17 protein-coding genes and 1 tRNA gene are annotated in these 13,626 nt (G+C 63.3%); all 18 read left to right on the forward strand.

Going from position 1 to position 13,626, the window contains the following annotated elements:
- Positions 1–3: 3 nt before the first annotated feature.
- The 18 genes from HWN72_RS13345 to HWN72_RS13425 all read left to right on the forward strand — a co-directional run bounded on the left by HWN72_RS13345 (position 4) and on the right by HWN72_RS13425 (position 13,625).
- A complete protein-coding gene (locus tag HWN72_RS13345) occupies positions 4–333 on the forward strand; it encodes a hypothetical protein (protein ID WP_211150433.1) in 330 nt (109 codons plus the stop codon).
- A gap of 81 nt (positions 334–414) precedes the next feature.
- Positions 415–526, forward strand: a tRNA-OTHER gene (locus HWN72_RS13350).
- A gap of 80 nt (positions 527–606) precedes the next feature.
- Positions 607–2,559: a DNA polymerase gene (locus HWN72_RS13355; protein ID WP_211150434.1), complete on the forward strand. Its 1,953-nt coding sequence runs from the start codon at positions 607–609 to the stop codon at positions 2,557–2,559.
- A gap of 42 nt (positions 2,560–2,601) precedes the next feature.
- On the forward strand, positions 2,602–3,297 hold the full coding sequence (locus tag HWN72_RS13360) for a ribonuclease H-like domain-containing protein (protein WP_211150435.1): 696 nt from the start codon (positions 2,602–2,604) through the stop codon (positions 3,295–3,297).
- A gap of 1 nt (position 3,298) precedes the next feature.
- Complete coding sequence (locus HWN72_RS13365) at positions 3,299–3,925, forward strand: hypothetical protein (protein WP_211150436.1); 627 nt, start codon at positions 3,299–3,301, stop codon at positions 3,923–3,925.
- Positions 3,922–4,161, forward strand: a complete 240-nt coding sequence (locus HWN72_RS13370) for a hypothetical protein (RefSeq protein WP_211150437.1) — start codon at positions 3,922–3,924, stop codon at positions 4,159–4,161. The genes HWN72_RS13365 and HWN72_RS13370 overlap by 4 nt, the downstream gene beginning before the upstream one ends.
- 5 nt (positions 4,162–4,166) lie before the next feature.
- Positions 4,167–4,568 (forward strand): hypothetical protein, encoded by a 402-nt coding sequence (locus HWN72_RS13375; RefSeq protein ID WP_211150438.1) that lies wholly within the window; start codon positions 4,167–4,169, stop codon positions 4,566–4,568.
- On the forward strand, positions 4,565–4,786 hold the full coding sequence (locus HWN72_RS13380) for a hypothetical protein (protein ID WP_211150439.1): 222 nt from the start codon (positions 4,565–4,567) through the stop codon (positions 4,784–4,786). The genes HWN72_RS13375 and HWN72_RS13380 overlap by 4 nt, the downstream gene beginning before the upstream one ends.
- Positions 4,783–5,100: a hypothetical protein gene (locus tag HWN72_RS13385; RefSeq protein WP_211150440.1), complete on the forward strand. Its 318-nt coding sequence runs from the start codon at positions 4,783–4,785 to the stop codon at positions 5,098–5,100. Before HWN72_RS13380 ends, HWN72_RS13385 begins: the two co-directional genes overlap by 4 nt.
- Before the next feature lie 109 nt (positions 5,101–5,209).
- Positions 5,210–6,040, forward strand: a complete 831-nt coding sequence (locus HWN72_RS13390) for a hypothetical protein (protein ID WP_211150441.1) — start codon at positions 5,210–5,212, stop codon at positions 6,038–6,040.
- Positions 6,041–6,423: 383 nt separating this feature from the next.
- On the forward strand, positions 6,424–6,699 hold the full coding sequence (locus tag HWN72_RS13395; protein ID WP_211150442.1) for a hypothetical protein: 276 nt from the start codon (positions 6,424–6,426) through the stop codon (positions 6,697–6,699).
- Positions 6,700–8,262: a portal protein gene (locus HWN72_RS13400; protein ID WP_211150443.1), complete on the forward strand. Its 1,563-nt coding sequence runs from the start codon at positions 6,700–6,702 to the stop codon at positions 8,260–8,262. It begins immediately after the preceding gene.
- A gap of 9 nt (positions 8,263–8,271) precedes the next feature.
- A complete protein-coding gene (locus HWN72_RS13405; RefSeq protein WP_211150444.1) occupies positions 8,272–8,463 on the forward strand; it encodes a hypothetical protein in 192 nt (63 codons plus the stop codon).
- Entirely contained in the window at positions 8,463–9,365 is a 903-nt protein-coding gene (locus HWN72_RS13410; RefSeq protein ID WP_211150445.1) for a hypothetical protein, read from the forward strand. The genes HWN72_RS13405 and HWN72_RS13410 overlap by 1 nt, the downstream gene beginning before the upstream one ends.
- Before the next feature lie 8 nt (positions 9,366–9,373).
- Positions 9,374–9,553, forward strand: coding sequence for a hypothetical protein (locus HWN72_RS31995; RefSeq protein ID WP_353231042.1), 180 nt, complete (start codon positions 9,374–9,376; stop codon positions 9,551–9,553).
- A gap of 232 nt (positions 9,554–9,785) precedes the next feature.
- Complete coding sequence (locus tag HWN72_RS13415) at positions 9,786–10,775, forward strand: hypothetical protein (RefSeq protein ID WP_211150446.1); 990 nt, start codon at positions 9,786–9,788, stop codon at positions 10,773–10,775.
- 63 nt (positions 10,776–10,838) lie between these two features.
- A complete protein-coding gene (locus HWN72_RS13420; RefSeq protein WP_211150447.1) occupies positions 10,839–11,438 on the forward strand; it encodes a hypothetical protein in 600 nt (199 codons plus the stop codon).
- Positions 11,439–13,625 carry a hypothetical protein gene (locus HWN72_RS13425; RefSeq protein ID WP_211150448.1) on the forward strand — a complete coding sequence of 729 codons (2,187 nt, stop codon included), beginning with the start codon at positions 11,439–11,441 and terminating at the stop codon, positions 13,623–13,625. It abuts the gene before it with no gap.
- Position 13,626: the final 1 nt, after the last annotated feature.

Consider the following 13,626-nt stretch of genomic DNA (forward strand, 5'->3'; position numbering starts at 1 on the left):
TACATGATCCAGAAGACCACTCTCATTGCCGCCGCCAAGGCCATCTTCGCCGCCATCCTGCTCCGCTTTGCCGACGTCTTCGACCGCGGCCTCGACGGCGTCCTCGGGCAGTTCTCGAAGCTCGACGCCAAGCTGGACAAGCACATCGTCAAGAAGAAGGCCACGCTGAGCAGCCTCGCCGCTGCCCGCGAAGCTAGCCGCAATCGCGAAGAAGCTGTCTCGCTGCGAGAAGCCGACTTCCGCTTGTCGACCTTCAAGAAGGCGGATGCCGTGATCGGCGAGAAGACCCGTGCGGAGCGTGTCCGCAAGCGTCTGTCGACCCTGCTGGATTGAGCGAGGTTAGACCGGGTCGCTCCCGGCTGACCTGAGGAACGCGGCCACCCTCAGCAAGAGTGACAAAACGCCGCACATTGCCGGCCGATAGTTCAACGGCAGAACGCCACCGCCTCCCCTGCGGAGTCCCTTCTCGCAGCGAGAGGGCCGGAGGGTGGCACCGGAAGTCGGGGTTCAAATCCCTGGAGGCCGACTAAACCCAAGGAGACATCGCTGCTCATATTCGACCTGGAGTCCGACGGACTTCTGGATGAGCTTACGCGCATCCACACGTTGCACGTCATCGACCTCGACGATGGACGCGCATACCGATTCAACGAAGGCACATTCAGCGACGGCTCCCCGGCAGCCCGGGACGGTTCGATCAAGGACGGCCTTCGGATGCTTCAGGAAGCGGACGGACTGATCGGCCACAACGTCGTGGCGTTCGACATCCCCGCGATCCAGAAGCTCTACCCGCAGTTCTCCTACCCGATCGGCCAAGTCCACGACACGCTGCTCTACACGCGGCTCCTCTACCCGCACCTCTCCGACATCGACTCCGCAGCCATCCGTAAGCGCAAGCGGCCAGAAGGTTTCGGAAAGCTGGTCGGATCGCACAAGCTCGAAGCATGGGGCATTCGCCTCGGCGAGAACAAGGGCGATTATGGCGAGGTCCGCAAGGCTCAGGGCAAGGCCCTCGGGCTGACCGGCGACGCTCTCACGCAGTTCGTGTGGGGCAACTTCAACCCCGACATGGAAGAGTACGCGGCGCAGGACGTCGTGGTCACGGAGAAGCTCTGGAAGCTGGTGATCGGCAAGAACTATCCGACAGAGGCCCTGCGCCTCGAACACCGGGTAGCTCAAATCATCTTCTGGCAGGAGCGCCACGGGTTCGTCTTCGACGGCTTCGCGGCTGACGACCTCCTCCGAACCCTTGTGGGTCGGAAGGCGGAACTGGAGGATCAACTCCGGGCGACCTTCAAGCCGTGGTTCGAGCCCGTCCGCAAGGGCGGCAAGGTCGATGTCATCACGCCCAAGCGGGACAACCGCCGGTACGGCTACATCGCCGGCCATTCCTTCACGAAGGTCGTCCTGACGTCCTTCAACCCGGGCTCCCGAGATCACATCGCGAAGCGGATGATCGAGCTATTCGGGTGGCACCCGGTCGAGTTCACCGACACCGGCAAGCCGAAGGTGGACGAAACCACGCTGGCCGGCCTCGACTATCCTGAGGCCAAGCTGATCGTCGACTACCTGACCGTTGAGAAGCGGCTCGGGCAGCTCGCCGAGGGCAAGCAAGCGTGGCTCAAAGCCGTCCGCGAGGATGGCAGAGTGCACGGCCGAGTGAACACTCTCGGGGCGATCACCCGCCGTATGACGCACTCGACGCCGAACATGGCTCAGGTCCCGTCCTGCGGCGCGCCTTACGGCCCGGAATGCCGTGCCCTATTCACGGTCAAGAAGGGACGCAGGATCGTCGGCTGCGACGCCGAGGGCCTGGAGCTGCGCAAGCTCGCGCATTACATGGCGAAGTACGACGGCGGGGCGTATGCCGAGACCGTCATCAACGGCAAGCAGTCCGAAGGCACCGACGTTCACACCGTGAACCAGAAGGTCGTCGGGCTCAACAAGCGCAACTCCGCCAAGACCTACATCTACGCCTACCTCTACGGCGCGGGTAACCTCAAGCTCGGTACGATCATCTACGATGACATGACCGAGGAGAGGCGCACCCTCTTCAACGCCAAGCATCCGCCCGGGCCGGCGCGCGATAAGGCCCTCGCGAACCTCGGCGGGAAAGCCCGCAAGAGGACCGAGGAAGGGCTTCCGGCTCTCGGCAAGGTGCAGGAGAAGGTCAAGCAGCTCTCCGCTAAGGGCTACCTCAAGACCATCGACGGCGGCTTGCTGCGAGTCCGTTCGGCCCACGCTGCTCTCAACACGCTCCTTCAGGGCGGCGGCGCTGTCCTGATGAAGAAGGCTCTGGTCCTTCTGGTTGATGCACTCTTGGCTCAAGGCTGGACAGTACATCCACTAGACGGAGTGTTCACCTCCCCCACCGGCCACTACCTCGGCTTCGTCGCGAACATCCACGACGAATTCCAGATGGAGGTCGACGAGCCTGTTGCCGAGGAAATCGGCCAGCTCGCGGCATGGGCCATCGCCGAGGCCGGCCGCCAGTTCAACCTCAGGTGTCCCATGGCGGGCGCCTATCAAGTCGGCCTCAACTGGTCCGACAGTCACTAGGAGAACCCCATCAAACCAAAAACCACTACCTCCCGCGTCCTCGTGCTGGACATCGAAACCAAGCCGGCCACCGCATACGTGTGGGGCTTTTGGGATCAGCGGGTGGGTGCTGAACAGGTGATCGCCCCCGGCGGCACCATCTGTGTCGGCGCGAAGTTTGTGGGCGACAAGCAGTCGTTCCTGTTCTCCGAGTGGGAGCACGGCCACCAAGGAATGCTCGAAGGCATCCACGCCCTGATGGATCAGGCGGACGCTCTCATCACCTACAACGGTGACAAGTTCGACCTTCCGATCCTCAACGGCGAGTTCGCGCTGGCTGGCATGACGCCCCCGGCGCCGGCCACCTCCATCGACGTCTTCAAGTCCGTCCGCCGGCTCAAGCTCGGCATCCACAAGCTAGGCTACGTGGGTCCGCGGTTCGGCCTCGGCAACAAGCTGACGCATGAAGGCTTCGGGCTGTGGAAGGGCGTCATGAATGGCGACCCGAAGTCACAGAAGAAGATGGCCCGGTATTGCGTCCAAGACGTCAAGCTCTTGGAGAAGCTCTACCTCCGCGTCCTCCCGTACATCACGAACCACCCTCACCTAGTCGGCCAGCCCGCCCACACCTGTCCCGCTTGCTCGTCGACTAAGCTCCACAGCCGAGGCTGGCGCCGGACCCGCACCATGCAGGTCCAGAGGCTCCAGTGTCAGGACTGCGGAAGCTGGCACTACGGCAGCCGAAAGAAGGTCACCTAAGATGGACGACATCGAAACCATCTGCGCAAATAGTTATCGAAACTTTCACACGCGGGGTTTCGATTACCTCTGTCTCTCGCGCTCGGAGAAGCTGACTCGCAAGGTTTACTTCTTCGAGGGCGACCTCCACGACCTGCCTGAGCTGGTCATCCCTCACGACCACCGATATCCATTCGTGACCACCGTGCTTTCGGGCGCAGTGGCGAACCGAGTGTATGTCGGACTACCGAACGGCCCAGCCCCCGACGCTGCGGCGCAGTGGGAAGCCTGTACAGAACTTTTCGACCACTTCGAGTACCGCACCCCGCTCAACGGAGGTGACGGCTTCTCGTGGGTTGGAGAGCGACGGCTGTGGGGTCCGGAAAGCGCGCGAAACCGGAAGCGGGGAGACCATTGGCGTTCTTCGGAGCGGGATATCCATACCCTCGACATCCGCTGTGAAGGTACGGTTATCTTGCTGGAGCAACTGGCGGATGTCGTGCCCGAAGGTGTGCCCACCAACGCATACCGGCGGGTAGGCGATCGGACCCCTCCGTCGCTGGATGGCCTCTACGACAGGATGGACGCCGATCACGCGCGGCTGCGTATGGACCAGTTTCTCGACTTGGTCGGGAACCGGCGCCTGTGATCCGCACCGCTCTGCGGGTGATCCGACACCTGACCACCGGCAAGGACAACGCGACCCCTGACGTCATCCGTATCGGTGGCATCCTCATGGGGGCGCAGTTCCTCGCACTCGCCACCTACGACGTCATCGCCCTCGGCCACGCCTTCAGCCCCACCGACTACGGGGCTGGGGCGGCGGCCCTCCTCGCGGCGATCGGCACAGCACTGCGCATCAAGCAGTCCACCGAACCGGAGTGACCCCCATGAACTACCTGAAGCTCGCCCTGAAGATCGGGCCGTGGATCGCTATCGCCCTTCTCTCCGTCGGCTTGTGGTCATCCATCAACGCCGGGAAGGCGAAGGACATTGAGATCGAGGCACAAGCAGCAGGCATAAGCCTCCTGACCGAAGCCACGACCTATTACGCAGCGGCCGTCGACCAGCGAGACGAAGCCATCAAGCGCCAGTCCGCCAGCATCGACGCCCTACGCGCAGCGGCCGATGCCGACCGGACGGCCTACAATCAGCGCCTCGCAGCAGCACGGCAGGAAGCGTCCGTAGAGGCGGGCAAGGCTACCTCGCTACTCGCCCTCACAGCACCCGAGGGCGAGCTTGCGCAGTGCCGCGCGGCCCGTGACCTCCTTGAGAAGGAACTGGTGGAATGACCGAAGACCAGATTACCCGGGCGGCGACCCTCGTGTTCGCGCGGCAGGAGGTCCGCAAGCTGTTCCGCGACTGTATGGCCGTGACCATCACGGCCAAGGACGCGGCCGGCAAGTCCATTTCCATCCCCTGCGATCCACACATGACCAAGGCCGTCCTCAACGGGGCCGACGCCAGCCTGAGCGATCGGCTCGGTAAGATGGGAGTCTCCGAAGCATGAAGTTGCTCCGCTACTGGATCCTCAGGGGTCTGCTGTTCATCACGCCGGTCTTCGCGCTGACCGCCTGCGGTGACGAGAAGGTCTCCTCACTCCCCCCGCCCCCGGCTCCTCCAATCGAGGTGAAGGTTGCGGTGCCGGTGGCCTGTGAGATTGCTCAGGTGCCGGCCGCCGAAGACCCCGCAGTCCGTGCCCGCAAGGGCGACGACGTGTTCACCCTGGCGAAGATCGCCGCCGCCTCCCGCCACGTCCTGAAGGGCGAGGTAAAGGAGCTTCGTGCGGCGAACCTTACGCCCTGCCCGGGAGACACGCGGTGAGGTTCGTCCGTGTAAAGCGGTGGAACGCTTCCGCGACTAAGGACGCAGTGTCGATATACTTCGACTTCAAGCGTTTTGTACTGGTCTTCTGCGTAGCGATACCGTTCCGTTGAGGACCATCCTATTCGACGCCGACCTCCTCGCCTACCGCACGACCGCCGCCTTCCAAGACACGATCGACTGGAATGGAGACGGCTCCTGCGTGTCTGTTGACGGCAAGCTGGAGGAGGCCAAGCGGTACGTCCGAGACGAGATCGACGAGCTGATGGAAGACCTTAAGGGCCACGAGCTGATCGTGTGTCTGTCCGACGAGGTCATTAACTTCCGCAGCCAGCTAATCGATCCGACCTACAAGCAGAACCGCGCTGGCACCGAGCGGCCGGTCCACCTCTACGACCTGAAGGACTGGATCGCAGAGACCTACCCGTGCCGCGGGATGGCCCGTCTCGAAGCCGACGACGTACAAGGCATCATGGCAACGGAGCCTCACAAGGGCGACCGGATCATAGTCTCGGCCGACAAGGACATGAAGACGATCCCGGGTCTGCTCTGCAACCCGATGAAGGATCGTAAGAAGGTCGTCTCGATCAGCATGGAGGAGGCCGACAGGTTCCACCTGTGGCAGACCCTGTGCGGTGACTCGGTCGACGGATACCCCGGCTGCCCCGGCACCGGCCCCGCTGCGGCCGAAGACATCCTCAACGGACTCGGGTGGGAAAGCTACGAGCACGAACTGAAGTCGGGCAAGCGCAGGGGCGAGATCGAAATCCGCTGGCGCCGCGCAGATATGGACCAGTGGAGCGCGATCGTTTCGACCTTCGAGAAGGCGGGACAGGCGGAAGCCAACGCCCTCACACAGGCGCGCCTCGCGTTCATCCTGCGCCACGGGTACGTGGACGGCAGCAAGATCAAGATGTGGGAACCCACGCAAAACCGTTAGTTCCACTAGAGGGTCAATTAGCACTCACCCTTGGAGAAAAGAAAACTTCCGCCCCTCCGGTTGGAGATATGGAAGGACATTCTCCTAAGGTTCTCCTGTGGTTGTCTCTCGAGGGTCACTCGGTGCTTCGGCACAGGGTGGCCCTATTTTTTCACCTTCACCAAGGATGCCCATGGCTCAGTTCCCCTCCAGCGCTAGCGAGCTGGTAGACATGCTCGATCGCATGTTCCCCGAGAAGCCAGCGCGGCCGGAGGACGATCGAGACACCACCCTATTCTATGGCGGCAAGCGAGACCTCGTCCTCTTCCTGAAGGACTTGAGGGAGCGCAGTCGATCCAGTCGTCCGAAAGGATCATCCCTTGTGCGCTCCTAAGACGCCTAAGGTGAACAAGACGGAAGCGCCGAAGCCGGTCGTGATCCGCAACGAATACCTCGACGGCGGCGACCCCACGATGAAGGCGGCGCGCTCCGGCCGCAGCAGCCTTAAGATCGCCCCCGGCACGACACGCGCTGTGGCGGCTCCAGCTCCCGCCGCCGGCCCCATAGCATCCCGCCCGACGGCTCAGGCCACCCTGAACAGCATCATGGGTGGGCAGACCGGAATGGACGGGATGGCCACTGCGTTCGGCAAGATCAAGAAGGCGAAGGCCGCGGGGTAAGTGGTCGACACTCCCTCGACCCGCCCTCTCACGGCGAGCGCTAAGTCGCGCTTCACTGCCCTCTCCAATGCCCGCACCACTGCCCTCGATCGCGCTCGGGCCAACTCGAAGCTGACGATCCCGGGACTTGTCCCCGAGCAGGGGCAGAACTTCGGTGCCTCCTTCGAGCAGCCCTACCAGTCCCTTGGGGCTCGTGCGGTCAACAACCTCGCTGCTTGGCTGCTGGTTACGCTGTTCCCACCTGATCAGCAGTTCTTCCGCCTCAACATCCATGAGGATACCGCCCGAGAACTCGGGACGGACGCCTCTGAAGCTGAAGCTGCGCTGGCGCGTATCTCCTCCAAGGCACAGCTTCTTGTGGAGACCAGCGCCTCCCGCCCTGTCTTCATGGAGGTCATGCGGCACCTTGTGATTGCCGGCAATGCGCTCCTGTTCTTCCCGGCAGACGGCGGCCCTCCGCGTATGTACCGGCTGGACCAGTACGTCGTCTTGCGGGACGAACGCGGCCGGATCATTGAGGCCGTCATCCAAGAGCAGGTCTATCCCGCGACGCTCGACCCGAAGGTCCTTGCCGCCGCCAAGGTTGACCTGAAGGAGGGCGAAGGCACCTCCAAGACGCTGGACCTGTACACCCGTATCCGGGTGGAAGGGGACGACATCGTCCACCATCAAGAGATCAACGACATCCCCCTCCCCGGAACCGAAGGCCGAAGCCCTCGGGAGAAGAGTGGCTGGATGGCGCTTCGCTGGCAGTCCGTTCCGGGCAGCGACTATGGACGCGCTCACGTGTCCGAGTACATCGGCGACCTCCTGTCTCTGGAGGACCTCAACAAGGCGATCATTCAGTTCGCCGCGGTGGCGGCCCGCATCGTGTATCTGGTCGATCCCGGAGCAATGGTGGATGTCGACGACCTGGCCGGCGCGGCCACGGGCGACTTCCTCACCGGCTACGCCGACAAGGTGCAAGCTCTCCAGCTCGACAAGCAGATGGACTTCTCGGTAGCCAGTCAGGTCGCTGAGCGGATTGAACTGCGCCTGAGTCACGCCTTCATGCTGCAGTCCGGCACCGTCCGCAACGCTGAGCGCGTGACGGCGGAGGAAATTCGGGCGATGGCGGAAGAACTGGAGAACGTCCTTGGTGGCGTTTACACGGTCCTCTCGGCCGAGTTCCAGCTCCCGCTGGTGCATCGACTGCTCTACATCCTGCAGCGCGCCAACGAAGCCCCTGATCTCCCGAAGTCGGTCCTGCCGATGATCGTGACGGGCTTCGAGGCGATGGGTCGGAACCACTCCGCGAACAAGCTGAGGGCGTGGATGCAGGACATGTCTGGCATCTATGGGCCGGAAGTGCTCCGCAAGATCACGGACCCCTCAGAGGTCGGGCGACGGTTTGGTGTCAGCTACGGCATCGAAGACCTCACCTCCCTCATCAAGTCTCCTGAGGTCCTCCAGCAGGAGGCTCAGCAGGAAGCCATGCAGCAAGGCGTTATGGCGGCCCTCCCCAATGCGGCGAAGGGGGCCATGGACGTCGCTCGTGCGCAAGCCGAGCAGCAGCCACAGTAAGGAAGAACAATGACAGCTCCCAAGGCAAAGCCGGCCCCGGCTCCTGAAATCCCGGCCGCTCCTGAGAAGCCGGTCACGGAAGTCGTCCACAGCGAGACCGTCCTCGTGGACAACACCGAAGTGGTCGAAGAGGAAGTTGCTCCGCCGGAAACGAAGGAGACCGACCTCGGCAACGGCACCATCAAGGTGTCCTACATCTGATGGTCGACACCGTCGAAACTCCGGCAGCCCCCGAAGCGCCGGAGCTGAACGCTGCTGAACTGGCGGCGGTCGAGGTTGGGCAGCGCGGCTTCTCGGAGCCCGAGAACGTCAACGTCATTCCTCCGAGCGGCCCGCAGCGCCCCGAGTGGTGCCCGGAGCAGTTCTGGAAGGATGGCAAGGCGGACACCGAAGGGCTCGCCAAGAGCTACGCCGAACTCCGCTCGAAGATGGACAGCAAGCCCGCGGACACGCCTGCCGACCCGGCAGCCCCCGCGAGTCCTGAAGCTGCCCCCCGACCGGACGGCAAGATCGAGAAGGTTGAGGCTCCGGCCGAGCCGGTGGCTCCGCCCGCCGCTCCCCTGACGACCGCAATGGACGCTGCCCGCGACGAGTGGGCGGAGTCCGGCGAGCTGTCAGATGAGTCGTTCGCCAGCCTCGAAGCGGCGGGCCTCCCCCGCCCGATCGTCGAGCTGTATCTGGACGGCCTGAAGGCCAACGCCGAGAAGCTCATGGGCGAAATCCACGGCTATGCCGGCGGCACGGACGCCTACAACGCGATGGTCCAGTGGGCCGGTCAGAAGCTCTCGGCCGAAGAGATCGAGGCGTACAACACCGCCCTCGACAACCCGGCACTTCGCGAGACGGCGGTGATCGGACTTCAGGCCAAGTACACCCGTGCGGTTCCCTCGGAAGGAAGCCTCGTGATCCCCAATGATGGCGGCGCAGCCGCTTCGGATGTCTTCCGCAGTCGCGACGAACTCGTGGCCGCTCAGAAGGACCCCCGCTACTCGACGGACGCGGCTTACCGCCAGACCGTCGTGGACAAGCTCGCCCGTTCGCAGGGCGGCGGGTTCCAGGCATTCTCTCGACCGATGTTCGAGCAGCAGGTCTACTCCCGCTAATGAGCCTAATGCCGACCCAAGAGCAGGCCGGACTATCTGAAGACTTGAACGCCATGATGCGCGACCCCCGTTACCTAACTGATCCGGCTTTCCGGCAGCAGGTCATGGACAAGCTCATGGCGTCTTTTGGTTCTGACGGCGGCCCCCTCGGATCGGTATTCAAGCTCTCGGGGTCCGCTCCACAGTAATCCGGCCGCCCCCTCTGATGCCCTCCGGGTCTCAAGCGGTGTGCGCTGCTGAGACGTCCAGCCAGCCACGGTCCCGGGGGAGCCGGCCTTCATCCCCCACCTTTCCGCAGACATCCTGAAGACAACCCGTTGTCGACCCGAGGCCCTCCCGCAGGACAACCTCAGGATCGTTGGGCCTTTGCGAAGCGCGGCTGCAAATCCTTACCCGTTTCCCAAATCAAAGGCATAGATAGTGGTCAACTCCACCCCTTCGCGTCCCGGCCAGAACCTCGGCACCGGTGACGTTCGTGCGCTCATGCTCGACCTGTTCGGTGGCGAAGTCATCACCGCGTTCGAGACCGCGACCACGCTGCGTGACAAGCACCAGACCAAGACCCTCGCCAAGGGTAAGCAGTTCAAGTTCCCGGCCATCTGGCGCGCGGGCGGTGGCTACCACACCCCCGGCACCGAGATCACCGGCCGCACGATCCAGCACACCGAGATCGTGGTCGATCCCGATGACAAGCTGGTCTCGGACGTGTTCATCGCGGACATCGACGAGCTGCTGAACCACTTCGACGTCCGCGCTCCCTACACCAAGGAGCTGGGCGAGTTCCTGGCGCGTCACTACGACGCCAACGTCCTCCGCACGATCGTTCTTGCGGCTCGCGGCGGCGCCCTCTTCATGGGCGATCAGGGCGGCTCGGCCCTCCAGAATGCCAGCTTCGCTACCGACGGCACCGTCCTCATCGACGGCGTGGCCTCGGCAAAGCTGGCGATGGAAGAGAAGGACGTCCCGGTGAATTCGCAGCCGGTGCACTCCATGTTCAAGCCGGCACAGTGGAGCCTGATGGCCCGCACCGACAAGAACCTGAACCGTGACACCAATGGCAGCGACGCTTCGATCAAGCGCATGACCCTCGAAACCATCGACGGCGTCCTGATGCACAAGTCGAACATCGCGGCCGAGGTCTACGGCGTGGACTGCACGGCCGGCGACTACATCGACAACACCAAGGAGAAGTTCATCCCGGCGACCTACCGTGCCAAGTTCGGTACGACCGTAGGCACCGTGTGGACTCCGTGGGCTGCTTGCTCGGCAATCGTGCAGGATGTCGGGTTCGAGATCGAGCACCAGGCACGCAAGCAGGGCGACCTGCTGCTGGCCCGCATGATGGTCGGCACCCGCAAGCTGCGCACCAAGTGCGCGGTCGAGCTGCGTACCGGCGCGATCCCGACCTGATCGTAAAGTGGGGTCTCCTTCGGGAGGCCCCTTCTTTTTCCTACCCCGTATCTGGAGACGCCCGTGGCGGTCCTTTCGTTCACCACTGAGCTGGAGGCCGTTAACTCGATGCTCAGCAGCATCGGCCTCTCCCCTGTCCCGAGTATCGAGGACACCGGCATCGAAGACGCGGCACGAGCCCGCGACATCCTCCGAGCCACCACCCGCGGCGTCCTAGTTCGCGGCTATGATTTCAACACCGATGACGGTTACGAACTCGCGCCTGGCCCCGATGGCATCATTCGGGTTCCCGTAGGAGCGCTTGAGGTCGACGCATCGGATGCCTCCGTCCGTGTCGTGGTGCGCCGTCACCCGACGGTCGGCCTTGCCCTCTGGAACAAGTCCAGCATGGGCTGGCAGTTCACTGGCCCGGTCCCCTGCAAGATCGTGTGGGGATTCCCCTATGCGGACCTGCCGGAGACGGCGCGCGCATACATCGCGACCTCTGCTGGCCGGCAGTTCCAACAGGGCTCCGTCGGCGCCACTGTCCTCGATCGGTTCGAGGCCGAGGATGAGGAACGCCTTCTTCTCCTTCTGGAGAAGCGCGAAGCCAAGAGCCGAGGCGCAAACATCTTCCGCGATAACGCGGCCATCGCAAATACCGTGGGCAACCGGAGGTACTGAATGGCCCTAGTCCAGAGGACGCTCCCGTCCCTGTTCAATGGTGTCTCAAGACAACCTGCGATTTTACGCTCCTCCGACCAGACCGAAGATGAATTGAACACATGGGCGTCTCTGTCGTCCGGCGTCGGCAAGCGTCCCGGTACAGAGTACATTGCCCGTCTGGTCGATGCGCTCCCCGAAGGAGCCCACATACACGCCATCAACCGGGACAGCACGGAGCGCTACTTCGTCATTATCTCGGCCGGGTCGATCCGCGTGTTCGACTTCAGCGGCGCTGAGAAGACGGTCAATGCCCCCGGCGGCCTGACCTACCTATCCGGCTCGGAGTACGCAGCGGTCACGGTGGCGGACTACACGTTCATCGTGAACCGCAGCAAGACCGTCTCTCTGGCCATGCCGGTTGCGAGCACCACGCCGCCCCCGGAATACCTGCGATACCCTTCAAAGCAGTGGCCCAACGGTTCGCCTTTCGAACTGCCTGACGAGTACGCATCGGGCTACGCCACGCAGTACCCCGCGAACCCCGCAGGAACCTTGACGGGGACTGTGGGAAGCATGGAGGAGCTTCCGGTCGCAGACTCCACGACGAGTCCGCCTACCGCAGGTCCGGCCGTCGGCGCCATCTACAAGGTCTCCGGCAACGCATCCGGAACCGGCTTCATGAACTACTATGTTCGGTGGGACGGTTCCGTTTGGAATGAGACCGTGATGCCCGGATTGAGGAACTCCCTCGACGAGACCACGATGCCTCACTGCCTCATCCGTGAGGGTGACGGGACGTTCACGTTCGCGCCGTTCTCTTGGGCACCCAGGCGGGTGGGCGACGACACGACCAACCCCGCTCCGACTTTCGTAGGCCGGAAGATCAGGGACGTGGCCTTCTACCAGAACCGGCTCGTGTTCCTCGTGGACGAGAGTGTCGTGATGTCCTGCGCGGGCGACTTCGGAAACTTTTACCGATCAACCGTCCTTGACCTGATCGCGAGCGATTTAGTCGACGTGGCAGTCACCACGGCCAACGTTGCGATCCTCGACTTCATCACGCTGTTCAACGACGGCGCGCTGCTGTTCGCAGACCAGACGCAGTTCGCCCTGAGCAATGCGGAGGAGGGCGTTACTCCCGCCTCCATCGCGATCCGCCCTTTGACCAAGTACCCGCTCAGCCGGAAGGCACGGCCGGCCGTGGTCAACAGTGAGGTCTACTTTGCAGGCGAGAACGCCGGCTACTCCACGCTCTACGAATACACCCGCCAAGCTGATAGCGACGCCACGAGTGCGGCCGAGATCACTGCGCACGTCCCCGGGCTCATCCCCGCAGGACTTCCGCAGCTCGCCTCCGTGCCTCGCGGCCTCCTAGCGCTGACCGGCGGGACCGAAGCGTACTGCTACCAGCTCTACTGGAATGGCAACGAAAAGATCATGTCTGCGTGGCGCCCTTGGCGTTTCCGTGGGTCGATCCTTTCTGTGGCCCCGGTGGACAGCGTCATGTTCCTCCTGAGCAAGGAGGAGGATGGCGTCTACCTGCTGCGCATGGAACTGGCGGACGGCTATAAGCCAACCACGCAGAACTACCCGATCCACTTGGACAAGCGCGTGGACGTAGTTGGTGTGGAAGCTGAAGGGTCAACGACCATCACGCTGCCCTACGACGTGCCCACGGGCGCCCGATCGGGCTTCACGGCGATCGGCGGGAACAATGGCGAGTACAGCTATGGCAGCATCTCACTTGCCGATGCTGAGTGGGCGGCGGCGGATACGCTAGTGATCCCCCGTACCGGACTTGGCACCGTGTCCTGTGGGTTCTCCTACGACTTCCATGTCGTGCTCTCGCAGCAGTTCCAGCTCACTCCTCAGGGCGTCCCGGTCACTTCTGGCCGCCTCCTCCTACGACAGTTCATCCTGAACTACACGTCCACCCTCAACTTCACGGTCGAGGTGTGGCCCTACGGCAGGGCCTCCCACCCGTCCCTTGAGTCCGGCTTCCCCAAAAAGACGACGGTATTCACGGGGTCGGTCCTCGGCACCGGGTCCGCAGTGCTGGGCCAGCTCTCCCCTTCCAGCGGCAGCTTCCCCTTCACCGTGACCGGCGACGCCGCAAAGGCCGTCATCAAGGTCAGCGACCAAGGCCACGGCGGGGCGATCTTCAGCTCGGCCGAATGGGAAGGCTTCTACAACCGAAGGAGCTGAC

Source organism: Novosphingobium sp. HR1a, from assembly GCF_015594425.1.
Classification (GTDB): Bacteria; Pseudomonadota; Alphaproteobacteria; order Sphingomonadales; family Sphingomonadaceae; genus Novosphingobium; species Novosphingobium resinovorum_A.

Bases quoted from the DNA above. Each gene is read 5' to 3' on its own strand.
- HWN72_RS13380 (WP_211150439.1), top strand. From the start codon at position 4,565: ATGACCGAAGACCAGATTACCCGGGCGGCGACCCTCGTGTTCGCGCGG.
- HWN72_RS13405 (WP_211150444.1), top strand. From the start codon at position 8,272: ATGACAGCTCCCAAGGCAAAGCCGGCCCCGGCTCCTGAAATCCCGGCC.
- HWN72_RS13425 (WP_211150448.1), top strand. From the start codon at position 11,439: ATGGCCCTAGTCCAGAGGACGCTCCCGTCCCTGTTCAATGGTGTCTCA.
- HWN72_RS13410 (WP_211150445.1), top strand. From the start codon at position 8,463: ATGGTCGACACCGTCGAAACTCCGGCAGCCCCCGAAGCGCCGGAGCTG.
- HWN72_RS13385 (WP_211150440.1), top strand. From the start codon at position 4,783: ATGAAGTTGCTCCGCTACTGGATCCTCAGGGGTCTGCTGTTCATCACG.
- HWN72_RS13365 (WP_211150436.1), top strand. From the start codon at position 3,299: ATGGACGACATCGAAACCATCTGCGCAAATAGTTATCGAAACTTTCAC.
- HWN72_RS13345 (WP_211150433.1), top strand. From the start codon at position 4: ATGATCCAGAAGACCACTCTCATTGCCGCCGCCAAGGCCATCTTCGCC.
- HWN72_RS13375 (WP_211150438.1), top strand. From the start codon at position 4,167: ATGAACTACCTGAAGCTCGCCCTGAAGATCGGGCCGTGGATCGCTATC.
- HWN72_RS31995 (WP_353231042.1), top strand. From the start codon at position 9,374: ATGCCGACCCAAGAGCAGGCCGGACTATCTGAAGACTTGAACGCCATG.